Source organism: Streptomyces sp. NBC_00249 (assembly GCF_026342355.1).
Lineage (GTDB): Bacteria > Actinomycetota > Actinomycetes > Streptomycetales > Streptomycetaceae > Streptomyces.
Map to the genome: position 1 here is coordinate 1,027,432 of NZ_JAPEMV010000001.1, position 21,298 is coordinate 1,048,729.

The following is a 21,298-nucleotide window of genomic DNA, read 5'->3' on the forward strand; positions in this document are numbered from 1 at the left end:
ACCTTCCGCGGAGAGGAACCACCCCTGATGAACGCCCCGCATGCCCCCCAGAGCACTGAACACGCCGTCCTCGCCGTCCTGTCCGGGCAGTCCCTCGCCGCCACCGCCGCCCGTGCGGGCATCGACGCCGAAGAACTCGGCGACGCCGTCACCCTGTACCGGGCAGCCGGGCAAGCCGTCCTCGCCGAGCAGGCCGCCCGCCGCGACTGGCACCAGGTCCGCATCGAGTTCGCCGACTTCGACCGCGCCGAAGACGCCGCCGCAACCCACCTGGCCCCCCGCCTGCGGATGCTGGAGGACAGCGGACTCCTGGCCGCGTGGTGGTACATCCGCAAAGCGCCGTGCTGGCGGCTGCGGCTGTTGCCCGCGCCGGGCGCCGACCCCGCCCGCCTCCACCTCGCCACCTCCGAACTGCTCGGTGCACTCGTCCAGTCCGCAGAGATCATCCGCTGGTGGCCGACCGTCTACGAGCCGGAAGTCCTCGCCTTCGGCGGTCTGGAGGGCATCGACACCGCCCACAGCCTCTTCCACGCCGACAGCCGCCACTTCCTCGCCCGCACCCACCAGCCCCCGGGCCTGGGGCGGCGCGAGATGTCGATGCTGCTGTGCACCGCCCTGTTCCGGTCGGCCGGGCTGGATTGGTACGAACAGGGCGACGTGTGGGACCGGGTGGCCCGGATGCGGCCCCTGCCCGAGGACATCACCCCCGACCGCCTCAACGGCATGGGCGACGGACTGCGGCGGCTACTGGCCCTCGACACCCGCACCCTGAGCGGCCCCGGCGGCACGATGGAAGCAGCCGCCCCGTGGCTCGCCGCGTTCACGACTGCCGGGCAGGCCATCGGCAACGCTGCCCAGAGCGGCATCCTGCAACGCGGACCCCGCGACATCCTCGCCCACCACGTGATCTTCCACTGGAACCGTCACGGTCTCACCGCACGCGCACAGTCCACCCTCGCCCACGCCACCCGAGCCGTCATCATGAACCCGACTTCCGCCGGCCAGAAACCGTGACAGGACGGGTTCCCGCACGCCAGATCCGGGCGGCCTGCCGTCGAGGACAGGTGACCAGCAGCTCCTGCGCCGGCCGCGGTGCTCCTTCTCACCAGCCGGGCTGCTGCCAATCTGCGGGGCGTCGGGCAGTGATCTGGGCACCGCTACTGCCGCCAGCCCCTCCAAGCGTGGGTGACCGAGTTCTCCGCAGCCGGCCTCGCTATGACCGCCTCGTCGAACACCGATCCGCCGCCTCAACGCCCCACCAGCACCCGGTCCCGTACGAGAAACTGAGCCGACAGCGCGGATTCATCGCCTTCCAGCTCATCAAGACCCCGGCACGGTCCCTCGCCTGACCAGGCACCGATGTACCGGCTCGCCCCTCGGGAGTAATAAGGTCAACGGGAGATCGCCGTCCGAGACCCTGCAGCGGAGCGGACCCCAAATCTTGCTCAAGGCCGGGCTGGAGCCGGGCATCCAGGCGCGAGCGGGGTCTAGTTTGTCCGGACATGAGTGTCGATCGTGACTGCGGGTCCGAGGTGGTCGTCGCACGTCGCCGACTGGTGCGTGTGGGGTTGAGCGGGGCGGCGGCGCTAGCGGCTGGCCTGGTGTGCGGGTCGTCAGCCGCCTCAGGCCCGCGGACCCAGGCGGCAGCCGGCGGCAGGCCGCGACCCTTGGGGCCGGGGCGTGCGTGGAGTGAGCTGGAGGCGGGGAACCGCCGGTGGCGAACGTTCCACGAGAGCCATCCGGACCGCGCCGGGGATGTGCGCCGGGCGCTGGTGGACGGGCAGCACCCATTCGCGGTGGTCCTGGGGTGCGTGGACTCACGCGTGCCGCCGGAACTGGTCTTCGACCAGGGGCTGGGTGATCTGCTCACCGTGCGATCGGCGGGCGAAGTCCTGGACGAAGCGGTCCTGGGCAGCATCGCCTACGGCGTGCTGGAGCTCGGCGTCCCGCTGATCGTCGTCCTGGGCCATCAGGGCTGCGGGGCGGTCGCCTCGGCCGTGCACGCCGAGGCCGGTGGCGAGCTCCCGGCACACATCCGCTACCTGGCGGACCGGATCCGACCGGCGATCGACCACCGGCTTCAAGGCGAGGCCCGGATCGACGCGGCGGTCACCGAGAACGTGCGCCGGGTCCGGGCACGCCTTGCCGACGAGCCGGACCTCGCCGCCCGGGTCGCGGACGGCCGCCTGGCCGTGGTCGGCGCCCGCTACGAGCTGACCAGCCAGCGGGTACGTAAGGTTCCCTGACCAGCCGGGGCAGGTGAGATCGGGTAGCCGGCCTCACCACTCACCATGAACCTCCTGACGGACCCACACCCGGTAGACTTGCAGAGTTATGCAATTTACTAATTCTGGAAACGGTGAACGGGGGTCGCAGTGTGGCCGGGTTCAAGGAAGCAGCGCTGGAACGGGTCCGTGTGGCGCGGGCTCGTCTGCAGGCTGCACAGGAGGCTGACGACGCCTTCGAGGAGGCGCAGGCCGCGGAGGAGCTGGAGGACGCATTGCGCGTGGCCCGCGATCACGGCGTCGCCACCGACGCTGGGGACAGCCGGTGAACCGGACAGTGTCACCGGCCGGTCTGAGGCGTCGGTGATGGGCCGGCACCCCGGCGGGCAGCAGGCCGTCGAGGGGCGCAAGCACGCGTGGACGGTGCCGCTGGCGCCGGGTTCCGTACGAGCCGTGCGCGAGCGCAGCGAACGCGCCCTGGTCCTCTTTGGCCTGGATAGTTCCTCCACACTCTTCGGGGCCGTGCTCCTGGTGGTCAGCGAGCTGGTGACCAACGCCATCCGGCACGCCCAGCACTCCCCGGATGCGGAGGTCACCCTCCACCTGACCGAGCACTTGCTCGTGGTATCCGTCGGGGACCTGGACTCGCGCCCGATAACGCTGGCCGATGCCAGCCGGACCTCCGGGCAGGGGCTGCGCGCGGTGGCTGACCTTGCGCGTGCCTTCGGCGGCGACGTCCGCATCGAGCCCTCCTCCGGAGGGCGCGGCAAGACGATCATCGTCCGCTTCATCCTGCCGGAAGGCACACCTTGACCAACATCACCCAACGGGCCGTCCCGCTGTACGAGATCACCTACCTCGGCACCGGCCCCAAGCAGGACGTCCGCACAGTCGAGGCCGGGGAAGTCGCGGCCGTCATCAAGTACGCCGGCGAGCACGGCATGCAGGTTCTCGTCCGCCCGTGCACCGACCTGCTCCAGGAGCCGGACACCGGGAAGGAAGACGCATCATGACGGATAACCCGCCCGAGAAGAACACGGCGGCGGACCAGGAGAAATGGAAAGAGAAGGGCGTCGCCCTGCGCGCCTTCTTCTACATCTTCGGCACGCACGTGTTCGCCGGGTTCATCTGGCTGCTGTTCTACCTGGGCCAACACGCCCAGAAATGAGACCAGGGCTGAAGCGGCGCCCAGCGGGATCCATGGACGGCAGGGCGGTTGAAGGTTCCGTCTCGGTCCGTCCGCCGAGCGCGCACAGCTGAATGCGGGCCACCCTCGGGGCCAGCGGTATCCGAGACCGAGCGGTCGGTGCAGAACACAAGAGGGAGCGGCCGTCTTCCGGTGTCAGAAGCGCGTTGAACCCGCACTAACGGAAGACGGCCGCAGTATGTGGGGTGCGGGCTCCGCAGGGCCGGCACCGTGGGGCACCGCTCAGGCGTGGCGGCTGGCCTTGAGGTCGGCCAGAAGTTCGGCCTGGCCCTCCAAGACGCCGGAGAGGATGCCACGGGCGACCCGCAGGAGCTCGGCGATCTCGGAGTGGGTGAGGCTGTAGTACACGTTCGAGCCCTCCCGGCGGGTGACTACCAGGTTGGCCTTGCGCAGGACGGCGAGCTGCTGGGAGAGGCTCGCGGCCTCCACCCCGACCTCGGGCAGCATCTCGGCGACCGCGTGCTCGCGTACGGCCAGGAGTTCCAGGACACGGATGCGGACCGGGTGCCCCAGCGTTTTGAAAAACTCCGCCTTCAGCTGGTACAGCGGTGTGCTCACCTTCGTACCTCTGTCCTGACTGCCCATCTCATCCACCCGGAACCGTTCCTTCGCAGGGGCATCCGTTCGCCCCTCTTCACACCTTGTGACCTCCACAATTGCAGATCCCTGCAACTCACGGGACCTGGGCGGGGCACCTTCGTGACGTTCGGACCCCCAGGGCGGGTCCTTCGCCGGTCAGGCCTTCTTGAGGAACTCGGTCTTCAAGACCAGGCCCTTGACCTTCTTGGTGTTGCACTCGACCTCGCCGGGGCGGGAGGTGAGGCGGATGTTCTTGACCAGGGTGCCGCGCTTGAGGGTCTCGGAGGTGCCCTTGACCTTCAGGTCCTTGGTCAGGGTGACCGAGTCCCCGTCCTCCAGGACGGTGCCGTTGGAGTCCTTGAAGATGATGTCGCTCATGGTGCAGGTGTCCTTCGTCGTTCTCGTGGATGGTCGTGCTGGTCTCAGGTGAGGGCAGGTTCCTCGGGGGAGGTGGGCCAGTCATCGGTGGTCCACTGCTTGACCGTGCCGTGGGCGCCGTGGGCGGCCAGGGCGGCGGCGAGGTCGCAGTGGACCGGGACGGGCGGGCAGGTGGCATCCGGGACGAGAGATCCGTCCGCGGGTATCGCGGCGAGCTCGAGTCGGCGCCCGCTCTCGCCGAGGCGACGGGCGGCCTGCGCGACCGCGATCTGCCCGCCGGCCGACCAGCCCAGCAGACCGGTCAGGTCGAGAATGACCGGCCCGGTACCCCGGGCGAGCGCCCAGCCGATCGCGCCGGTGAACCGGTCGGTGGCATCCGCGCCGAGATACCCGGCCAGGGACAGGACCCCCAGGTCCTGACGGGTCGTGTAGCGCCATTCGATCGTCATCGTCAGCTCCTCGGCTTCACAGGGGAAGGGTGATCCAGATGGCCTTGCCACGACCGTCCGCATCCGCCCGTACGACAGCGGTGCCGCCGAGCTCCATGGTCATCTCCACCACCATGGCCAGACCGCTGCCCGGTGCGGTGCCGAGCGCCCCGAACAGGGCAGGCTGGTAGGGGTGTCGGTCGTGGACGGCGAACGCGAACGCCCCCGGCCCGTGCGCGTAGGTCACGGTGATCATCGGTGAGGACACGGCGGCGTGGCGGACCGCGTTGGTGACCAGCTCGGCCACGATCAGCAGCGCCGGCCCGACGCTCGGATGGCGAAGGCCCACCCCGCATTCCACGAGGACCAGCTCGGTGGTCTCGCGGGCAATGCGGACGGCCGAGCCCATGGCGGGCACGTCCAGCACGTGCCGGTAGGGCATCGTCTCGACCCGGACGATCACCGGCCCGCCTCCGTCGCGGTGCGGGCCAGGCGGAATCCGGAAACGGACTGCGGATGCAGGCGCAGCAGGGTGTCGTGGGGGCCGTGCGCCCAGCCAGGCAGGGTACGCCGGTAGTGGGCGGCCTCATCCGGGTCGGCGATGACATCCGCCGGGCCGTGCGCGCTGACCGTCCAGCCGGTGCCGGCCGGTGTTCGGATCTCATCGACCTGGTAGGTCAGCAACGCGCGTCCAGGAATCGTGGCAGCTTGCACGGGGGCGCGGACGACGAGCCGTCCGTACTCCATTACGTGTGCGGCGGGGCGGACGACGGCCAGCTCGCGCTGGACGTAGACGAGGCGGCCTTGGGCGGAGCCTTCGAGGAGCCACAGAGCTTCGGTGCCGGAGACCTCGATCATGCGGCGGTCGGCGGGGACGGTCATCGAGCGGCCTTCCGGGTGCGGTGCGGTAGGTGGTGCGTCCGGGGCAGCAGGCCCGCCTGCTCCAGGTGCTTGTGGGCTCCGGCGATCGCCTCCGGGGTGGTGGCGTACTCGCGGCCCTTGAGGCGCAGCAGCTCCAGGGCGCCTACGGCGTCCAGGGCTTGGCGCTGGCCGGGCCGGATGCCGGAGGTCATCACGGCGATGCCGCGCCGGTTCAGCTTCTCCACGGCGTCCTTGAGGACGAGGGCGCCGGTGGCGTCCAGGGTGGTCACCCTCGCCATGCGCAGGATGACGACCTTCACGTCGGCGACCTCGGAGAGCTCCAAGAGGAAGCGGTGGGCGCCGGCGAAGAAGAGGGGTCCGTCGATGCGGTAGGCGACGATGTGCTCCGCGAGCAGGGCATGTTCCTCGTCGCTGTGCTCGCCGGGCAGATCGGGGCGGAAGTCGACCTGTTCCATCCGCGCTTGGCTCGCCACCGCCTTCAGGGCGAGGGCTCCGGCGACGACGAGGCCGATGATCACCGCGTATACGAGGTCGAGGATCAGGGTGGCGGCGGCGGTCAGGACGAGGACAACGGCATCCGAGCGGGTCGCCTTCGCCATCGCGCGCAGCGAGCCGACCTCCACCATGCGGATCGCCGTGGCCAGCAGCACGCCGGCCAGGGCGGCGAGGGGGATTTTAGAGACGAGGGGTGCTGCGGCGAACACGATCACCGCAAGCATCGCGGCGTGGGTGAGCGCGGCCAGCCGGGAGGAGGCACCGGTACGGACGTTGACCGCGGTACGGGCGATGGCCGCGGTGGCGGGAACTCCGCCGAACAGCGGGGCCGCGAGGTTGGCGATGCCCTGCCCGAACAGTTCCTTGTCCGGATCGTGCTGCTGGCCCACCGTCATCCCGTCCGCCACGGTCGCCGACAGCAGGGACTCCAGCGCGGCGAGCGCCGCGACCGCGACCGCCGGGGCCAGCAGCGAGCCGAGCGCGGAAGCGTCGAGGAAGGCGAGGGAAGGGGCGGGGAGCCCGGAGGGCAGGTCCCCGATCGGCGCCGCCTCGTCAAGGCGGAAGACCTGCACGATCACGGTCACGGCGATCACCGCGACGATGGAGAACGGGATCGTCGGCTTCCACCGCGCTCCGGCCAGCATGACCACCGCGACACCCACGGAGAGGCCGATCGCCGTCCAGTTCGGGAAGGCCACGAACTCCACGAGTGCCCGCCAGGCCACAAGCAGGACCTTCTCACCCTCGGGCTTGTCGACCCCGAGTGCGTTGGGTATCTGCTGGAGGCCGATCACGCACGCGATCCCCAGGGTGAAGCCCTCCACCACCGGCGCCGGCACGTACCGCATGTACTGACCGGCCCGTAGCAGGGCGAGGCCGATCAGGAGGACACCGGCCATCAGGCCGACGGTGAGGACGCCGCCGGGCCCGTACTGGGCGACGATCGGCACCAGGACCACGGTCATGGCACCGGTCGGGCCGGACACCTGGAGGTTCGACCCGCCGAACAGCGCGGCCAGCGCGCCCGCGACCACGGCGGTGGCCAGCCCCGCCTCAGCACCCAGGCCGGAAGAGACCCCGAACCCCAGGGCGAGGGGAAGGGCGACGATCGCCACGGTGAGGCCGGCCAGGAGATCCCGACGGGGGTTGCGGGCCATGACCGCGTAGTCGGCCCGGGCCGGCAGCACCGAGCGCACCCGGCCGAGCACGGCCGTCAGCGCAGTGTTCACGCTCACGAGGCCGGAACCTCGGACTCGCGCAATTCCTCCAGCAGCTCGCTCTGCCCGGTCAGGACCTCGGTCAGGATCCGCCGCGCCGCCAGCATCAGTTGCGCGACGTCCCCGCCCGCCAGTGCGTAGACCACGGTCGATCCGTCGCGGGTCGAGGTGACGATCCCCGAGCGCCGAAGGACCGCGAGCTGCTGGGACAGGGCGGAGGGCTCGACCTCGATCGCGGCCAGCAGGTCCCGTACCGGCATCGGCCCGTCCTGCAACAGCTCCAGAACCCTTATCCGCACTGGGTGCCCGAGCATCCGGAAGAACTCGGCCTTGGCCTGATACAGCGGAACCGTCATGGCCGCGCACCCTTCTCACCACCCCGAGCGGGGCAAATGCCTGTGCTGTGCCGCGGCTACCTATGGACACAGCAATCACAGCATCTATGAAATTGCATACTTCTGCAATTCGCACATAGTGCGACCCGACCCCGCCCGCAGGGGTACGGTTCGATCGGGACCTCGCCGCAACCCCCGTCGGCGAGGTCCCTTTCGATCTCCGACGGACTCGCCCACCACTTCTCGTCAGGCTGACGTGACCCGTGGTGGGGCGACTGCTATGGCTGTTGCCAGGACTGGTACACCCGGCGGTTCGGGCAGGCCCCGCCCTACGACACGCGGCTAGCGACATCGAAGCACTCGCCACCCCGTCCGCTCCGGGCCGCCACCATGCTGCTGAACCTGGTCCGAGCCTCCGCAACCATGGTCATCTACGCCTCGGGCAGGGCCGCCACGGCCAAAGGCCGCTGGCTCGCCCTCGTCCGCGTACCTCGAGCAGACCACAAAGAGGACCACCCGTTGTCTCGTCGGCGGTTCAGCTGTTGGCGGCCTGGGTGGCGTCGGCGTAGTTGTTGAACACGTCGAGTTCATCCTGCTCGAAGCGGCGGATCCCGCCCCGGATGGAGTCGTAACCGGCCACGACGGAGGTCGCGGTGGCGTAGACATGCTCGTCGCCCTTGACCTCGAAGTGGAAGGTGAGGGAGACGCGCTTGACGTCAGCCACCCAGGCTTCGATGCGGACCGGAGTCTCCCAGGTCTCAAGCGGGTGCTGGTAGCGGATGGTCTGCTCGCGCAGCAGGAAGTTGCGGGCCAGGCGCTCGGCGGGGTCCTTGGGGACCAGCATGCTGAACATGCGCATGCGGGTCTCTTCCAGAAGGACGCCGTAACGGGAGCTGTTGAGGTGTCCGTTCGCGTCGAGGTCCGACCAGCGAACGGGGCAGTCGTAGATGTGTCGGGACACAGTGACTCCTGAGATTTGTGGGATCTGCCGTCCCTTCGAGGCGCTCGGCCGATCCGAGGACGGACTGGCGCACCCTCCGGCGTCTACGGCCCAGAAGCTGCGGGGATCAGCCGTCCGGACGCTCTCTGTCGTCCGGACGACCGCGCCCCGACCCCCAGGCCCCCAAACGGAGACAGCAGACGTGACAGTAAGTGACGTTCCTTGGTCGGCGGGCTAACCACACCGGCTAGCGGGGCGGGCCCTCGCCCTCTTGGAGGTCGTTGAAGATCTCGCGAAGGAGGGCGGCCCGGAGGTCGACCTGGGGCAGTTGCCCGTGGAGCCGGCTGATGGCCGCCTGGTCGGAGTCCGGTAGCGAGGCGCGCAGAAGTAGCTTCAGCTCCGCTCTGGCCTGGGGGTCCACGATCGGCCGGTGGATGCGGTCGACGACGGCTCCGGCACCCAGCTGCGTGATGCCCCACTCCCCAGGGACTTCCTGGATCGCCCACACCACGGAGTGATTCTCGGGCGACAGGGTGAGTCGGCACTCCGGCCCGGCCAGCGCGCTGAGTGCTGGGAGCGGGACGCCGCCGGGGCCGGCGAGTGCTGCAGCCTCGTCGGCGCTGTCGACGACGAGGCGGGCGGTGAGCGCTCGGGCCGCGCGACGGCGGGCGGCATCGGCTTCGGCCTGGGCGGGGGGCTGCGGAGTGGGCGCGCTGGGCTCAGCATGGGCCCAGGCGTTGCGCTTGCCTCCCAATGCGTCGGTCTCGTCATCGGAGGATTCGGCTTCGACCCAGGTGATCACCACGAACCGGCAGTGGGGCATCGACGCCGGGTACAGGACGTGGGAGACGACTTCGACGGTCTCCCAGCCTAGGGCGGGGATGATCATCCGGAAGACATGGCCGTCCCTATCGGCCTCCAGATCTGCCTCGTTGCGCCAGATCCGCTCGACGTCCGGGTTCTGGCGAACCTCGGCGATCAGCTCGACGAGCTCGACGTTGTCCTTGTGGGTGGCCTGGGCGAACTTCAACAAACGGATGTAGGCCGCGGCATGCATGTCCCAGTCGTGGTACTGGGTGCGGGCCTCGGGGTTCGTCAGGGCCCAGCGCATGAGGTTGGCGCGCGGCTCCATGACCCAGGGCCACCACTCGGCCATCGCCGCGTTGAACGCCAAGATGTTCCAGTTACGGTCGGTCAGGTACGTAGGCGAGGGCATCTGCCTGTCGATCAGAAGGCGAAGTGCCCGGCGCAGCTCCGGACTGGCGTCGATCTGCGGGTCACCGTCGAGCGTGGTGCCGATGTTGTAGAGCAGCAGGGCGTGGCGCTCGCTCTTGTCGAGCCCGAGCAGATCCGCGAGCGCCTCGCACTGGGGCTTGGTGAACCGGGGCGGAACGGCCCCCTTCTCCACGTTGCGGTAGGTCCGCACCCCCATACCGAGGGCCCTCGCCACCGGAGCCTGGGTGATCCCCGCCGCTTGGCGCCATCGCTTCAGCCAGCCACCGAACCCCATGAACTGACCGGCGATTTCTCCGCCGCGTGCGCCCTTGTTCTCGGCGCGGTCATCGCCGAAGGGGACTATCCCCTGAGCAACCATGAGGCTCTTCCTTGTCTCCGTGTTTTACACGGGAGGCACCTGCCTGAGGGCATGAAAAACGGGGGGCAGCGTGAATGCTGGCCCCCCGGCCTGGTGTCTCCCACAAAGACGATACGCCCAAGTAGTACCGATCAGTAATTTGTGGCCTCGACCACAGGGCGGTTGGTTAAACGCGCAACCATGCCCGCCGACACCCGGCCGACCTGCATGACGAATCCGGACATTCCCTCACTGCGGTTTTCCATGATCGGGAAAGCGGCAAATCCTTGCCGGTTTTTCTTGCAAGGTGGTGAATGATCATCCATGCCACAGACGATCACCGAAGCAAGCTAGATGGCGCTCTCCAACCCCCTTGAAAAAAAGGGACGTTACCAGGACTCCCTATGCGACCTCCACACATCCCACACATCCATCTACGCGCGTGGATTCACTCTTGAGATGCCGTTGACGAAGCCTTTGCCTGCGGGCTTAAATCCAAACCTGACCAGCCGGTACAGAGCGACAGCCTGCCGGTTCATGAACGTGGGGGCTCTTTTGAAGATCTTTATTGCGGCGCCGGAAGTGCGCATGGGCGGCGCCACCGAACAGCGGCTCACATCCGCACGCGCTGGCACGGCAGCAAAATGCTTGGCGTGTACATCTTTTCACGGTCCGTAGAGCCAGGTCTGGATCTTGTGCGGGCGTCTGCGTATGTTCGTCGTCCCCCACCGGGAGGCAACCCGGTGACCGGCGATTGGAACGCATGCAGGACGCACCGAGCGGCTAGTCCGTAAAAGCAATCGGCGCCCGGGAGAGGCAACTCCCGGGCGCCAGACGCGAAGAGTCTTATCTCCAGCCGAGGCAACGGCCGGAGAGACCCGTCATCACCGCGCCGGCCCTTCCAACTGGGCACACCGGCTGCGGCATCACTCAGGGAGAGTTTTGCATGGGCACGCCCCTGCGCGAAAGGCCGGACCCTCGGGCCGCCGCCGCGGACTGTGCAGCGAACACCGCTCACCCGCCCATTTCGGGCCTCCGGTGCGGGGGTGAAAGCTGATGGCACGCATTCGCACCATCAAGCCCGAGGCTTTCGAATCCGAGGACCTTGCCGCCGTCGATGTCACCGCGGTGCTCACGTTCTTCGGGCTGCTGACCCAGGCGGACGACTCCGGCCGGTTCCGCGACCATCCGGCCGTGATCGCGGGGCGGCTGTGGGCGCTTCGCCCGGAGCACACCCCCACGCACGTCGCCCGTGACTTGGAGCAGTTGGCCGGGGCCGGCCTGGTGTGCCGGTACACCGGCTGCGACGGCAAGTCCTGGCTGCACATCGTGACTTGGGACCGGCATCAGAAGATCAACCGTGCGTCTGACTCGCGACTGCCCCGCTGCCCGACCCACGAGGCGGCGAAGGCGTGCGGCGAGTGTGACCGTCCCCAGTGCCACACCCAGATCCCTGCGGCGGCCAGCCCACGACAGGCGCCCGCCGGCATCGTCGGCGGAGGCGATTCCGCGAACGCTCACGGAGCACTCACGCGAACGGTTCCGTCCGATTCACCCGCTTCCACCCCCACCGTGATGCACGCCACTCCCACCCAGGAGCGTGAGACCGAGGCCACATCGCCCCCCTGCCCGCCCCCCGTAACACCCGCGAGGGAATCCGCAGGTCAGGGCGGTGCAGCCGGAGTAAACGGCGTAATGGGCGCCACATTCAGTGAGGACTCACGGTCTGGATCTAGGATCTTGGATCCTGGATCTTCCTGTAGGGAGCGCGAGGCGCCCGCACTCGGCTCCTCCCCGGAAACGGTGCTGGAAGCGGCCGACGCGACCGAGTGGTCGGCGAAGGTCTTGATGGCCGATTACCTGCGCGGCTGCCCCGGAGGACGTCCGCCGAAGAAGGTCCTCGGGCACTTGGGCAAAGAGATCCGAACACTGCTGGACGAGGGCTATGGCCCTGACGTCCTGAGGCCGGCACTGGAACGGCTGCGTGCCAAGGGGCTGAACCCCAGCGTCCTGCCGAGCCTGGTCAACGAGTTCCTCAACTCCGGGCCAGCGCCGTCGTCGAGCTCGAACCCGTCCTCCGCCTCCGGCGCGGGGCCTTGGACCAGCGCCTCCCCCGCCTACACGCCGTACCGCAACCCCACCGAGCCCGCCGGAATCTTCGGAGTCGCCCTGTGAACCGCACCAGCCTCGCCGACCCCCAGACCGCCGCGGACAACGCTGCGATGGCCTGGATGCGGCGCAAGCTCGCCGAGCGCGGCATCGACCCCACCGGCGCCATCGCGGACACCCCGGAAGCGATCCCCGCGCTTGAGGCCGCTCAGCTGCGAATCCCGCGCGATTACCGCGAGGCTCGCGTCGAGCACCCGGCCGTAGCCGAGTGGGTCCGCACCATCGCCGGCAGCGCCGTCGGCCACGCGGCGAGCCCGCTGAACCCGCACTTCGGGACTGCCGGGCAGCGGGAGATCACCCACGGCCGAAGCCTGCTGCTGTGGGGCTCGACCGGCGCCGGCAAGACGCACCAGGCGTACGCCGCAATCCGCGCTTTGACCGCCTCCGGGTGCGGGGTGCGCTGGCACGCCACGACCGCCGCCGACCTGTACGGCGAGATGCGGGCCCGGGGCGGTGGCGATCCGGAGTACCTGCTGCGGCGGATCGTGCGGATACCGCTGCTGCTCCTGGACGACCTCGGGGCTGCGAAGGCGTCCGAGTGGAACGAGGAGATCACGTTCCGGCTGCTGAACTGGCGTGCGCAGAACCAGCTGCCGACGATCGTCACCTCGAACCTGCCGCCGGTGCGTACCCCTGGGATGGCGACCGGGCAGCCGGTGCTTCGGGACAAGGTCGGCGACCGAGTGATCTCCCGCCTGTCCGGCATGTGCACCCCGGTCCACCTCGACGGCCCCGACCGCCGCTTCCGCGCCGCCTGACCACCTGCGCCCACCACTTTCCACCGCCCGGCCAGCGAGCCGGTCAGCTGGCACCCCCGCTGCGTGCCGCACCCGCTCGCCGCTGCCCGGCATGCCCTGGAGACCCATCCCATGCGCCAAATCACCACCAACACCCAGCCCGTGCCCGACCTGCGTGGCATCGCCGACATCTCGTGGCACGACCGAGGGAACTGCCACAACCTGGACACTGCCGAAGCCGACCGGATGTTCTTCCCCGCGCCGCGGGCCCACGCCGACATCGCCGAGGCCAAGACCCTGTGCGGCGCCTGCCCCGTGCGGCAGGACTGTTTCACGCACGCCATGGACAACGACATCCGCTGGGGCTTGTGGGGCGGACTGACCGAGGCGGAACGGAAGCCCTGGCGCGCCAAGGTCGCCAAGCGACTCGACTACGAGCGGGTCCGCGCGGCCCTCATGGGCCGGGACGTCCACCTTTCCTCCGCTGAGCGCGACGCCGTCACCCGCGCCGCCCACGTACGCGGCTGGAGCACCTCACGGCTGGCCTACGTCCTCGGGGTCGATTTCGACCACGCCCGCGACCTCCTGCGCCGGGCTGCGCACGCAGTGGCAGACCGCGACCGGTACTGGAAGGTCCCCGCCGCGGACAGCCAGGCCAGCCCCGCCGGCAGCGACGACGGAAGCGCACCCGAGGAAACGTTCTGCCAGGTACCGCGCCAGGCCGAGACACGCGAGCTCAACGACGCTCTGCGGAAGGCGGCATGACCTGCCCGGCGCCACCTCCCGACCGGTCGACCATGCGCGCCGCCGGCGGCCACACACCACGCCCCACAACAAGCCCGGAGAAAGGGAGCCCTTGACCGAGGAGACCGCCGACCGATACGCCCTTATCGCTGCCGGGACGGTGATCATCGTCCTGACTGGCGCCGGATTCTGGCTCTCCTACGCCCACCTCGCCGAAGTCGCTGGGAGGCACGGCCTGGACCGCTCGCCCATCCGGCAGTGGGCTTGGCCCGCCACGCTGGACATGTTCATCGTCGCCGGCGAGCTGCTGATGCTGCGAGCGGGTCTGCGCCGGGTGACGGACTGGTGGGCAATCGGGCTGACGGCCGCAGGATCGGCCGGATCGATCGCGCTGAACGTCGCCGGCGTCAGCGGTACCACCGGCAGTCCGGTCCCGGTCCTGGACTACGTGGTCGCCGCCGTCCCGCCGACGGGCGCGATGCTGGCCTTCGGAGTCCTGATGCGGCAGATCCACCAGCGCATCGCCCGGCCCCTCCGGAACGGCGCGACCGAAACCCGGACCGGCGCCGCCACCGGACCGGACCAGCCCAGCCCCAAACCCGGACCGGACCCAAGCCGAACCACCGCACCCCCGGACACGACGGAGCCCCGGACCGGACCGAACCCGGACCACGACGAAACCCGGACCGACACCCCCGCCGGACCGGACCGCCCCAGCCCGAAACCCGGACCGAGGCGGACTCGGACCGGACCGGTACGTCCCCGGACCGTCCGGGCGAAGGTCCACGCCGGACGGTCCGAGCGCCGGACCGGACCGCGCCGCCTGTCCGAGGAAGAGGTTGTCGAGCTGGTCCTCCCGGACGTCCCCGCAGTCCTGGCGGCGGACGGGAACGAGCAGATCACCCGAACCCAGCTGCGGAGCATCATGCGCGCCCGCGGCATCCCCCTCGGCAACGAGCACATCGGCCCCGTCCTAACCGCACTTCGCTCTGCGACCGACTCCCCCAAATCCCACGAAGGAGCCACCCACCGATGAAGACCTGCTCCCGATTCGCCGACATGAAGGCCGGCTACGAGCGCGACATCGCCTTCCTGCGCGGCCATGCCGCCCGTCACGAGGGCAGCACCGCAGCGAAGGCGAGTACCCGGCACGCCTGGGGCGTGAAGCAGAACATGGCCAGGGCCCTGGCCCGGCACTTCGAGCGCTGCCCCCTGTGCCGGTGACCGAACCCTGCCCCTACGGCGGCCCGGACCAGCACCCGGGCCGCCGTCCCGTTCCCCCAACACCTGGCCTCCCGGAAGGAGCCAATGCACCCATGCAGTCCGCTGAGACCCAACCCGAACCGGCGCCGAACAGGACCGTCAAGTCGGCCGAATCCTGGGCCCGTGACAACCGTTCTCCCGACGTCAACTCGCTCCCAGAAGGAGCAAGTTATCGGCCAAGACACTCTTCCCCGTCGGGGAAGCGCGTCTTGGCCCATCCCGCCCCAGGGGTGGCGGGAGCGGACCGGAGCCAGGGGGCACCGGTCCACGAGGCAGTGACCGAGGGCGGATCGCAGCCGGAGGAGAAGCCCACGCCGCGCCGCAAGCGCCGCCCCACGAAGAACGCCTCGCGCAAGCGCTCGCCGAAGACCGCCGCCAACAAGCGCTCGCACGTCTGCAGCGTCCGCCTCAACGACGACGAGAAGAACCGCCTTGCCACCGCAGCAGCTGCATCCCGTACGAGCCTGCCTGCGTTCCTCGCCCGCAGCGGGCTTGCCGCCGCCCGCGACCCAGACCGTGCCGCCGCCGCCATCGCCGGTGAACGACAAGTGATCGCGGAGCTCTTCGCCGCCCGCCGGCACCTCGGCCACGTCGGCAACAACCTCAACCAGCTGGCCCGCGCGGTCAACTCCGGTGGCCAGCCTGCGGACGTCCAGCTCGACGCCGTGCTGGAGGCCGTGCAGCGGGCGATCCGCCGAGTCCAGACCGCCACCGACCAGCTCCTCGAACACCGCTAGGAACCCCCACCCGTCATGGTCCCCAAGATCCACAAGCGCGGGACGCGCACCATCGGCCTTCTGTACTACCTGTACGGGCCCGGCAAGGCCGAGGAACACATCGACCCGCACCTGGTGGCCTCCTGGGACCACGCCGCCCCCGACCCCGGCCGCGACCCCGCAGTCACCTACAAGCAGCTCCAGGAACTCCTCGACCAGCCCCTGGCCAACCTCCACGAGAACGAGCGGCCGACGAAGCATGTGTGGCACCTGTCGGTACGCAACGCGCCCACCGACCGGACCCTGTCCGACCAGGAGTGGGGCGACGTTGCCCGCCGGATGGTCGCCGCCGCGGGCATCGACGACCCCGAGCAGGGCTCCGGCTGCCGCTGGGTCGCCGTCCGGCATGCCGACGATCACATCCACATCCTGGCCACCCTGGTCCGCGAGGACGGCTACCGGCCCGACCTCGACTTCGACGCCGTCCGCGTCCAGGCCGAAGCCCGGCTCCTGGAGAAGGAACTGGGCCTGCGCCAGCTCAACCCGGGTGACGGCACCGCCGCCCAGCGGCCCACCAGCGCCGAACGCCATAAGGCCGATCGCATGGGACGCGAGCGCACGCCCAGGGAGGAACTGCGGGAGACCGTACGACGCGCGGCGGCCGGCGTCGCCAGTGAGGAGGAGTTCTTTGAACGGCTGGGCGCCTCCGGGGTGCTGGTCCGCAAGCGCGTCGCACCCTCCGGAGACCTTCTGGGCTACACGGTCGCCCTGCCGGGGGACCTCAACAAGGACGGGGAACCGATCTTCTACCCGGGCTCGAAGCTCGCCGCGGATCTGTCACTGCCCCGGATCCGCGAGCGCTGGTCCGACCGCAGCCAGGGTGAACGGATCGTCGAGCCGGTGGCCGCGTCGGGTCCTGCACAGGCCCGGCGTCGGGCGAGCGCGGCGGTGTGGCAGGCGATCCTCGTCATGGACGGGACGGACGACGCGGCGACGGCTGCGTACATCGCCGCGGCCGGCGAGATCCTTGACGCGCTCGCGAAGACGAGTGCCGCCCACACCCGCCGTGAACTGCGTGATGCCGCCTTCGTATTCGAGCGGGCATCCCGTTCTCACGTACGAGCCGAGCGCGGGCACGACCGGGCGCTGCGGCAGGCCGCTCGCGATCTCGTCTACAGCGGTCCCGCCCTGGGGCGCGGGGAGGACGGGGCGACGACTGCGATGGTGATCGACGCCGTGTTCTTCCTTGTGACCGTGGCCGGGCACTGGCATGCGAAGAAGGCACACGCGCAGCAGTCCGCCGCCGCCCACCTGGCGGCAGAACACCTGCGGACCGCCTACCGAGCCGCCGCCGCGCAGCCCATGGGCGTGCTGGCCGTACGGGGCCGATCGCTGGCTCTTCCGGTGCTGCGCCGCCAGGTCCTCCGGGTCCGGGAAGCGCTGCCGGCGGAGCTGGCGGAGCGGGTCCTTGCCGAAGCCGGATGGTCGGCGCTGGCGGCGACCCTGGCCGATGCCGAGGCAGCCGGATACGACGCCACCGCCCTGCTGGCCGACGCCGCCGCCCGACGGGAGCTGGGGAGCGCCGAGTCGGTGTCCGACGTGCTGGTGTGGCGGCTGCGCCGCGCTGCGGACCTGCCGGCCGACGCCCAGGCGATGCCCTTGCCCGACGGCGCCACCGCCTCGTCGGGCCCCGCCGGACCGAAGGCCGAGAGCCCGGCAGCGAAGGGCACGCAGCGCCGCCGGAGGTGACCAGGCTTTCAGGAGTTTGCGAGTTGCCGCAGGTGGGGCCCATGGGGCACGCTTCTTGACCCACCGCCGTGTGCGGGGAGCCGACTGGGAGGGGAGCCCGAGTGTTCGGTCGCAGGAAGGCCAAGCAGGATCCTACGGAGCTGGGGCCGGCGGGCGTCCCGTGGCTGGCGCACCCGGATCCGCAGTGGCCCGACCCGGTGCAGCAGACGCCCGCCCCCGCTCCGGTCGCCCCGGTGGTGGACGACTTCCTGCCGCCGGACTTCCGCATGGACACCGATGACGACCTGGCGGGCCGGCTCATGCCATGGCCGCGCCCCCTGGTCATCGAAGGCGATGTCCGTGCCTGCCCACAGTGCGAGGCGTACCGGGACTGGGTCGTCCTGTGCACTGAGGGGCGGATCTGGCTGCGCTGCCGCGACGGCCACGAGACCCTGGAGCCGCGGCTGGACGTGGCCTGGTACAACCGCAACAGCGGACCGAGCAACGGCAAGTTCGGCACGCTCGAGGAGGGCCTGCGCTCCATCGGCCACTGATCGGGTACCGCGCCCCTGGACCCCTGTGTTCCTTCCCTGCCGCTCCGAGGAGGCGGCCACGGTCAGCACACCCGCATCCGACCCAGGGAACCCGCATGCGCCTGCGCCATTCCACCGTCCTCACCAGCACCTGCCTCGCCCTCTGGGCGCTGACCAGCTGTTCCGCCCCGCCCTCCGACACGGCGTCTGCAGCGCCTCGGGCGGAGACCTCCATGCCCACCACCGGCAACCACGAAGTGCTGCCGTCGGATCGGCTGGCGGACCGGCTGCTCACCGCCGACGATCTCGGCCCCGGCTACACTGCCCGCCCCGCCGCATCCACGGCTTCGCCCGAGGCGTCCGTCGAGGGCTGCCCGCAGCTGGAGCAGCTGGGCAGCGCCGCGGACAACCCGTACGCAATGTTCCCGAACCAGGGGAAGCGGGTCCTCACCGGCCCCGGCGGCACCCAGCTGACCGAGGAGCTGTACTCCGCGCCGCCCAAGGACCCTTCCTCGGGGGTCGGGCGGATCATGACCGCGATGGGTGCCTGCCCGTCGTACCAACTGGTCACCGCCACCACCGTGGCGGAGGTCCGCACCCAGACGGTGCCGGTGCCCCGTCTCGGTGTCGAGCAGTGGGGGCAGGTCCTCACCGTCATCGCCGGCGGGCGGCGCACCGTCGTCCAGCAGACCGTGATTCGCGACGGAGCCGTGCTGCTGGTCATCTCCGGCAGCCCAGCGGAAGTCGCCGTCCACGGGCAGACCGCCCTGGCCAAGGCAACAGCCCGCTGAGCCGCCCCACGGCGGCGTTCGCCGAGAGGCAGTCCCTGCTCGGCACAGCCAACGCCCAGGCGGTGCACCGTTCCGGCATCCGTGCCCGTGCTGCGCATCTCACGGAGAACCTGGCCGCAGACGGGGGTCTCCCGGCTGTGCACTGGCACAAGCCCGGCGGCCAGCCGCCCGGAGGTACCACGGGCCACGGCCTCTGACCGGTGGCCAAAGGCGACCGCCTTCGCTTGGCGCCCCGCCCGACTCGCGCACAAACGCTGAGGCCGGGCGGGGTGTCGGTCGTCGGCAGGTATCGCGACCACCTCCTGAGGCGCACATCGATCAATGACTGTAATGCGACGCAAAAGGCCGACGGCCGGACCCAAGGGGGTCCGGCCGTCGGCATATCAGACAGTCGGCTGCACAGTGAGCTGGCCCTCGCTGCTCTCCGGCAAGGTGTGGCGCAGCACCGGTGCGGGTGAGGCCAGAGAGGCGGCGAAGGCCGCAACGAGATCGTGTGGCGTGCTGGCGGAGAACATGGCGGCCCACAGGAGCCCGCCGCCCATCCTCGGTTCGCACCATGCCTGCCATCCCGCCGCTTCCGCCTCGGAATCGAGGGCGAGCGGGTCGCCGTCCTGAATGCCCTCGTCCGGCAAAGCGGTCAAGGCCATGGTGGCGGCCAGCCGCGGGTCGGACATGGCGGTGGGGGTGTCGATGTCGCGGATCCAGCCACTGCCGGCCAGCGCGTCGAGAACCGTCTGCGGTCCGGCGTAGCCGTGGGCGGGATCCGGGCGATCCTCCAGGGCGAGCAGGAAGTCGGTGACAGCCTCGGGCGGAGTGCCGGCGGAGAAGTACGCATTCCACTGGGGAAGGCTGGCGGGGGTGGCGCGGGCAGAGACCGTCCATGCCACCGGCTGATCACCCAGGAGGATGGGTTCGTCGGCCAGCACCCACTGCGCCCAGCTCAGCGCATCCGGAGCGACGTACAGGACGGTGCTGCGAAGAACCTGCCGGGCGTCGTCCGATTCGTCGGGCTCACGTCGGCCTCGCACGAGGGTGAGGCTGGTCCAGCCCGCCGCGGTGAGGTGGGAGCCGACCTGGTCGGCAAGGAGGCCATCGTCACCGGCGAGATGGCGCGGGGTGACCCAGTACGCGGGAAGGGAAGGGAAATCAGGGGACGGGGGCAGAAGTGCTCCTTGTCGTCAGGGGGCGTCACGGCTCGTATCGTCGTCGGAAACGGCGCGCAGCCGCCGTCCCCGTGCAGGCGGCTCGACCGGCGGCATCCAGGTAAGGGCTTCGGCGACCGGCCTGGGGAGGTACCCGTACTGCACAGCCTCAGCATCCTCGGCGAGATGGACGATCGGTCGCCCGTCCGGGTCCGTGGCTACGGTCACGGCACCCATCTTGTGGGCCATGGGAAAGAAAGGGTTGATCGCGAGCCGGACCCGGGCGGAGGGGTCTACCGCGGACAGGTGTTTGATCAGGTCGGCGACGGTCATCTCGGCGCCGGGCTCGGGCTGGGGGGCCACGGTTCTCCTCACGGGTGGAAAGCGCTGTGTCGGATACGGAATGCACCGCGCGGTCTGCGGGGACGGACTACGGGAAGACAGGCAAGCCGCTGGAGGACGGGAGGCGACGGCATGGTCAGTGCTGCCGGCGAGCGGTGGCGAGCACCTCGGAAACGGTAGCGGCCACGAGCCGTGCCGGGGTCTGCGGATCGAAGACGACGCGGTAGCCGGGAACCTTCGCAGTGCCGGTGACGGCCAGCACCCAGCCCTCGTCCTCGGCTCCGGGCCGGCCTTCGGGAAACCAGCCGAGGTAGAGCCTGCCGTCGGCCGAAGAGATATGGGTGTCGGCCCGGTCGTCGACGATGAGGGTGAAGTCGCCGTTCGCCTCGGGGAAACAGTCGATGACCTCGGTCGGCTGGCCGGGCCCCAGAAGCCAGCTATGCAGTCGCAACTTCTCGATCGTGGTGCGAAACCCAGCGTTCGACAGCTCGACCGTCACAAGCATCACCTCTCTGACCTGCGGATATTCGAGATTCTGGGGAAGGTCGTCTAGGTTGACATGCACTGCGACGTTGCGCCAGTCCCTACAGACTCTTTCCTGTCTGCCACCAGCGAACTCTGTCCCTTGTCATCGAATCGAGGCGTTTGACAGCGACCCCAGCCATTGCAGCTTCTATGACAATGAACCTAGGTGATCAAAGGGTGGCCCGAGGCCCTATGCTCCCCGGCGGCTGCCGCCTTGGCGATCAGGCGGGACGCGGTCTCGATCTCCTGCGGTGCGCTCCAGCGGCCCAGCGACAGCCGCAGCGCGCTCAGGGCCCGCTCCGGCGGCAGGCCCATCGCCGTGAGTGCCGGCGAGGGGGTGTGCTCGCCG

The 21,298-nt window shown here is 69.9% G+C and carries 29 protein-coding genes; 15 read left to right on the forward strand and 14 right to left on the reverse strand.

What is annotated here, in order from left to right:
* Positions 1 to 27 precede the first annotated feature (27 nt).
* The 6 genes from OOK31_RS04525 to OOK31_RS04550 all read left to right on the forward strand — a co-directional run bounded on the left by OOK31_RS04525 (position 28) and on the right by OOK31_RS04550 (position 3,393).
* Positions 28 to 1,014 carry a thiopeptide-type bacteriocin biosynthesis protein gene (locus OOK31_RS04525; protein WP_267011014.1) on the forward strand — a complete coding sequence of 329 codons (987 nt, stop codon included), beginning with the start codon at positions 28 to 30 and terminating at the stop codon, positions 1,012 to 1,014.
* A 488-nt stretch (positions 1,015 to 1,502) separates the two neighbouring features.
* Positions 1,503 to 2,246 (forward strand): carbonic anhydrase, encoded by a 744-nt coding sequence (locus tag OOK31_RS04530; RefSeq protein ID WP_267011015.1) that lies wholly within the window; start codon positions 1,503 to 1,505, stop codon positions 2,244 to 2,246.
* A gap of 131 nt (positions 2,247 to 2,377) precedes the next feature.
* Positions 2,378 to 2,554, forward strand: coding sequence for a hypothetical protein (locus tag OOK31_RS04535; protein ID WP_267011016.1), 177 nt, complete (start codon positions 2,378 to 2,380; stop codon positions 2,552 to 2,554).
* 37 nt (positions 2,555 to 2,591) lie between these two features.
* On the forward strand, positions 2,592 to 3,038 hold the full coding sequence (locus OOK31_RS04540) for an ATP-binding protein (RefSeq protein WP_267011017.1): 447 nt from the start codon (positions 2,592 to 2,594) through the stop codon (positions 3,036 to 3,038).
* On the forward strand, positions 3,035 to 3,238 hold the full coding sequence (locus OOK31_RS04545) for a hypothetical protein (protein ID WP_267011018.1): 204 nt from the start codon (positions 3,035 to 3,037) through the stop codon (positions 3,236 to 3,238). The genes OOK31_RS04540 and OOK31_RS04545 overlap by 4 nt, the downstream gene beginning before the upstream one ends.
* The gene (locus OOK31_RS04550; protein ID WP_167745551.1) at positions 3,235 to 3,393 is read left to right on the forward strand and encodes a DUF6126 family protein; all 159 of its coding nucleotides are present in this window, start codon (positions 3,235 to 3,237) and stop codon (positions 3,391 to 3,393) included. Before OOK31_RS04545 ends, OOK31_RS04550 begins: the two co-directional genes overlap by 4 nt.
* A gap of 261 nt (positions 3,394 to 3,654) precedes the next feature.
* On the opposite strand, the gene OOK31_RS04555 is transcribed toward OOK31_RS04550, so the two are convergent.
* The 10 genes from OOK31_RS04555 to OOK31_RS04600 form a co-directional block, all read right to left on the reverse strand.
* Positions 3,655 to 3,990, reverse strand: a complete 336-nt coding sequence (locus OOK31_RS04555; protein WP_267011019.1) for a helix-turn-helix transcriptional regulator — start codon at positions 3,988 to 3,990, stop codon at positions 3,655 to 3,657.
* A gap of 177 nt (positions 3,991 to 4,167) precedes the next feature.
* Positions 4,168 to 4,389, reverse strand: coding sequence for an alkylphosphonate utilization protein (locus OOK31_RS04560; protein ID WP_030648694.1), 222 nt, complete (start codon positions 4,387 to 4,389; stop codon positions 4,168 to 4,170).
* Between the two features lie 44 nt (positions 4,390 to 4,433).
* Complete coding sequence (locus OOK31_RS04565) at positions 4,434 to 4,838, reverse strand: STAS domain-containing protein (RefSeq protein WP_267011020.1); 405 nt, start codon at positions 4,836 to 4,838, stop codon at positions 4,434 to 4,436.
* Between the two features lie 16 nt (positions 4,839 to 4,854).
* Positions 4,855 to 5,280, reverse strand: coding sequence for an ATP-binding protein (locus tag OOK31_RS04570; protein WP_267011021.1), 426 nt, complete (start codon positions 5,278 to 5,280; stop codon positions 4,855 to 4,857).
* On the reverse strand, positions 5,277 to 5,699 hold the full coding sequence (locus tag OOK31_RS04575) for a pyridoxamine 5'-phosphate oxidase family protein (protein WP_033221501.1): 423 nt from the start codon (positions 5,697 to 5,699) through the stop codon (positions 5,277 to 5,279). The genes OOK31_RS04570 and OOK31_RS04575 overlap by 4 nt, the downstream gene beginning before the upstream one ends.
* Positions 5,696 to 7,351: a SulP family inorganic anion transporter gene (locus OOK31_RS04580; RefSeq protein ID WP_267011829.1), complete on the reverse strand. Its 1,656-nt coding sequence runs from the start codon at positions 7,349 to 7,351 to the stop codon at positions 5,696 to 5,698. The genes OOK31_RS04575 and OOK31_RS04580 overlap by 4 nt, the downstream gene beginning before the upstream one ends.
* Positions 7,352 to 7,425: 74 nt before the next feature.
* Positions 7,426 to 7,767 (reverse strand): metalloregulator ArsR/SmtB family transcription factor, encoded by a 342-nt coding sequence (locus tag OOK31_RS04585; RefSeq protein WP_033221504.1) that lies wholly within the window; start codon positions 7,765 to 7,767, stop codon positions 7,426 to 7,428.
* 514 nt (positions 7,768 to 8,281) lie between these two features.
* On the reverse strand, positions 8,282 to 8,707 hold the full coding sequence (locus tag OOK31_RS04590; protein ID WP_266444638.1) for a thioesterase family protein: 426 nt from the start codon (positions 8,705 to 8,707) through the stop codon (positions 8,282 to 8,284).
* A 226-nt stretch (positions 8,708 to 8,933) separates the two neighbouring features.
* Entirely contained in the window at positions 8,934 to 10,280 is a 1,347-nt protein-coding gene (locus OOK31_RS04595; protein WP_267011022.1) for a helix-turn-helix transcriptional regulator, read from the reverse strand.
* Between the two features lie 131 nt (positions 10,281 to 10,411).
* A complete protein-coding gene (locus OOK31_RS04600) occupies positions 10,412 to 10,585 on the reverse strand; it encodes a hypothetical protein (protein ID WP_267011023.1) in 174 nt (57 codons plus the stop codon).
* Positions 10,586 to 11,315: 730 nt separating this feature from the next.
* Here OOK31_RS04600 and OOK31_RS04605 point away from each other — a divergent pair.
* From OOK31_RS04605 to OOK31_RS04645, 9 genes are all read left to right on the forward strand, one after another.
* Complete coding sequence (locus tag OOK31_RS04605; protein WP_267011024.1) at positions 11,316 to 12,434, forward strand: hypothetical protein; 1,119 nt, start codon at positions 11,316 to 11,318, stop codon at positions 12,432 to 12,434.
* Entirely contained in the window at positions 12,431 to 13,186 is a 756-nt protein-coding gene (locus OOK31_RS04610; RefSeq protein ID WP_267011025.1) for an ATP-binding protein, read from the forward strand. The genes OOK31_RS04605 and OOK31_RS04610 overlap by 4 nt, the downstream gene beginning before the upstream one ends.
* 111 nt (positions 13,187 to 13,297) lie before the next feature.
* Complete coding sequence (locus OOK31_RS04615; protein WP_267011026.1) at positions 13,298 to 13,930, forward strand: WhiB family transcriptional regulator; 633 nt, start codon at positions 13,298 to 13,300, stop codon at positions 13,928 to 13,930.
* Between the two features lie 91 nt (positions 13,931 to 14,021).
* Positions 14,022 to 14,945, forward strand: a complete 924-nt coding sequence (locus tag OOK31_RS04620) for a DUF2637 domain-containing protein (protein WP_267011027.1) — start codon at positions 14,022 to 14,024, stop codon at positions 14,943 to 14,945.
* Positions 14,942 to 15,133 carry a hypothetical protein gene (locus OOK31_RS04625; RefSeq protein ID WP_266820134.1) on the forward strand — a complete coding sequence of 64 codons (192 nt, stop codon included), beginning with the start codon at positions 14,942 to 14,944 and terminating at the stop codon, positions 15,131 to 15,133. The genes OOK31_RS04620 and OOK31_RS04625 overlap by 4 nt, the downstream gene beginning before the upstream one ends.
* Positions 15,134 to 15,447: 314 nt before the next feature.
* Complete coding sequence (locus OOK31_RS04630; RefSeq protein WP_267011028.1) at positions 15,448 to 15,909, forward strand: MobC family plasmid mobilization relaxosome protein; 462 nt, start codon at positions 15,448 to 15,450, stop codon at positions 15,907 to 15,909.
* A 15-nt stretch (positions 15,910 to 15,924) separates the two neighbouring features.
* Positions 15,925 to 17,637 carry a mobilization protein gene (locus OOK31_RS04635; protein WP_267011029.1) on the forward strand — a complete coding sequence of 571 codons (1,713 nt, stop codon included), beginning with the start codon at positions 15,925 to 15,927 and terminating at the stop codon, positions 17,635 to 17,637.
* Positions 17,638 to 17,738: 101 nt separating this feature from the next.
* Positions 17,739 to 18,170 carry a hypothetical protein gene (locus OOK31_RS04640; protein ID WP_267011030.1) on the forward strand — a complete coding sequence of 144 codons (432 nt, stop codon included), beginning with the start codon at positions 17,739 to 17,741 and terminating at the stop codon, positions 18,168 to 18,170.
* 95 nt (positions 18,171 to 18,265) lie between these two features.
* Entirely contained in the window at positions 18,266 to 18,940 is a 675-nt protein-coding gene (locus tag OOK31_RS04645; RefSeq protein ID WP_267011031.1) for a hypothetical protein, read from the forward strand.
* Between the two features lie 383 nt (positions 18,941 to 19,323).
* Here OOK31_RS04645 and OOK31_RS04650 read toward each other — a convergent pair whose 3' ends face one another.
* The 4 genes from OOK31_RS04650 to OOK31_RS04665 all read right to left on the reverse strand — a co-directional run bounded on the left by OOK31_RS04650 (position 19,324) and on the right by OOK31_RS04665 (position 21,264).
* Positions 19,324 to 19,968: a DUF317 domain-containing protein gene (locus OOK31_RS04650; protein ID WP_323188179.1), complete on the reverse strand. Its 645-nt coding sequence runs from the start codon at positions 19,966 to 19,968 to the stop codon at positions 19,324 to 19,326.
* A 150-nt stretch (positions 19,969 to 20,118) separates the two neighbouring features.
* Positions 20,119 to 20,415 (reverse strand): hypothetical protein, encoded by a 297-nt coding sequence (locus OOK31_RS04655; RefSeq protein WP_267011831.1) that lies wholly within the window; start codon positions 20,413 to 20,415, stop codon positions 20,119 to 20,121.
* A 145-nt stretch (positions 20,416 to 20,560) separates the two neighbouring features.
* Positions 20,561 to 20,923: a DUF317 domain-containing protein gene (locus OOK31_RS04660; protein ID WP_267011032.1), complete on the reverse strand. Its 363-nt coding sequence runs from the start codon at positions 20,921 to 20,923 to the stop codon at positions 20,561 to 20,563.
* Between the two features lie 188 nt (positions 20,924 to 21,111).
* A complete protein-coding gene (locus OOK31_RS04665; protein ID WP_267011033.1) occupies positions 21,112 to 21,264 on the reverse strand; it encodes a hypothetical protein in 153 nt (50 codons plus the stop codon).
* Positions 21,265 to 21,298: the final 34 nt, after the last annotated feature.

What these genes read in the sequence shown, in the direction of transcription:
- OOK31_RS04665 (WP_267011033.1), bottom strand. Translation starts at nt 21,264, where the DNA reads ATGGGCCTGCCGCCGGAGCGGGCCCTGAGCGCGCTGCGGCTGTCGCTG.
- OOK31_RS04575 (WP_033221501.1), bottom strand. Translation starts at nt 5,699, where the DNA reads ATGACCGTCCCCGCCGACCGCCGCATGATCGAGGTCTCCGGCACCGAA.
- OOK31_RS04615 (WP_267011026.1), top strand. Translation starts at nt 13,298, where the DNA reads ATGCGCCAAATCACCACCAACACCCAGCCCGTGCCCGACCTGCGTGGC.
- OOK31_RS04525 (WP_267011014.1), top strand. Translation starts at nt 28, where the DNA reads ATGAACGCCCCGCATGCCCCCCAGAGCACTGAACACGCCGTCCTCGCC.
- OOK31_RS04595 (WP_267011022.1), bottom strand. Translation starts at nt 10,280, where the DNA reads ATGGTTGCTCAGGGGATAGTCCCCTTCGGCGATGACCGCGCCGAGAAC.
- OOK31_RS04635 (WP_267011029.1), top strand. Translation starts at nt 15,925, where the DNA reads ATGGTCCCCAAGATCCACAAGCGCGGGACGCGCACCATCGGCCTTCTG.
- OOK31_RS04540 (WP_267011017.1), top strand. Translation starts at nt 2,592, where the DNA reads ATGGGCCGGCACCCCGGCGGGCAGCAGGCCGTCGAGGGGCGCAAGCAC.
- OOK31_RS04585 (WP_033221504.1), bottom strand. Translation starts at nt 7,767, where the DNA reads ATGACGGTTCCGCTGTATCAGGCCAAGGCCGAGTTCTTCCGGATGCTC.
- OOK31_RS04655 (WP_267011831.1), bottom strand. Translation starts at nt 20,415, where the DNA reads ATGACCGTCGCCGACCTGATCAAACACCTGTCCGCGGTAGACCCCTCC.
- OOK31_RS04550 (WP_167745551.1), top strand. Translation starts at nt 3,235, where the DNA reads ATGACGGATAACCCGCCCGAGAAGAACACGGCGGCGGACCAGGAGAAA.
- OOK31_RS04645 (WP_267011031.1), top strand. Translation starts at nt 18,266, where the DNA reads ATGCGCCTGCGCCATTCCACCGTCCTCACCAGCACCTGCCTCGCCCTC.
- OOK31_RS04560 (WP_030648694.1), bottom strand. Translation starts at nt 4,389, where the DNA reads ATGAGCGACATCATCTTCAAGGACTCCAACGGCACCGTCCTGGAGGAC.
- OOK31_RS04605 (WP_267011024.1), top strand. Translation starts at nt 11,316, where the DNA reads ATGGCACGCATTCGCACCATCAAGCCCGAGGCTTTCGAATCCGAGGAC.
- OOK31_RS04565 (WP_267011020.1), bottom strand. Translation starts at nt 4,838, where the DNA reads ATGACGATCGAATGGCGCTACACGACCCGTCAGGACCTGGGGGTCCTG.
- OOK31_RS04580 (WP_267011829.1), bottom strand. Translation starts at nt 7,351, where the DNA reads ATGGCCCGCAACCCCCGTCGGGATCTCCTGGCCGGCCTCACCGTGGCG.
- OOK31_RS04600 (WP_267011023.1), bottom strand. Translation starts at nt 10,585, where the DNA reads ATGGATGATCATTCACCACCTTGCAAGAAAAACCGGCAAGGATTTGCC.
- OOK31_RS04530 (WP_267011015.1), top strand. Translation starts at nt 1,503, where the DNA reads ATGAGTGTCGATCGTGACTGCGGGTCCGAGGTGGTCGTCGCACGTCGC.
- OOK31_RS04625 (WP_266820134.1), top strand. Translation starts at nt 14,942, where the DNA reads ATGAAGACCTGCTCCCGATTCGCCGACATGAAGGCCGGCTACGAGCGC.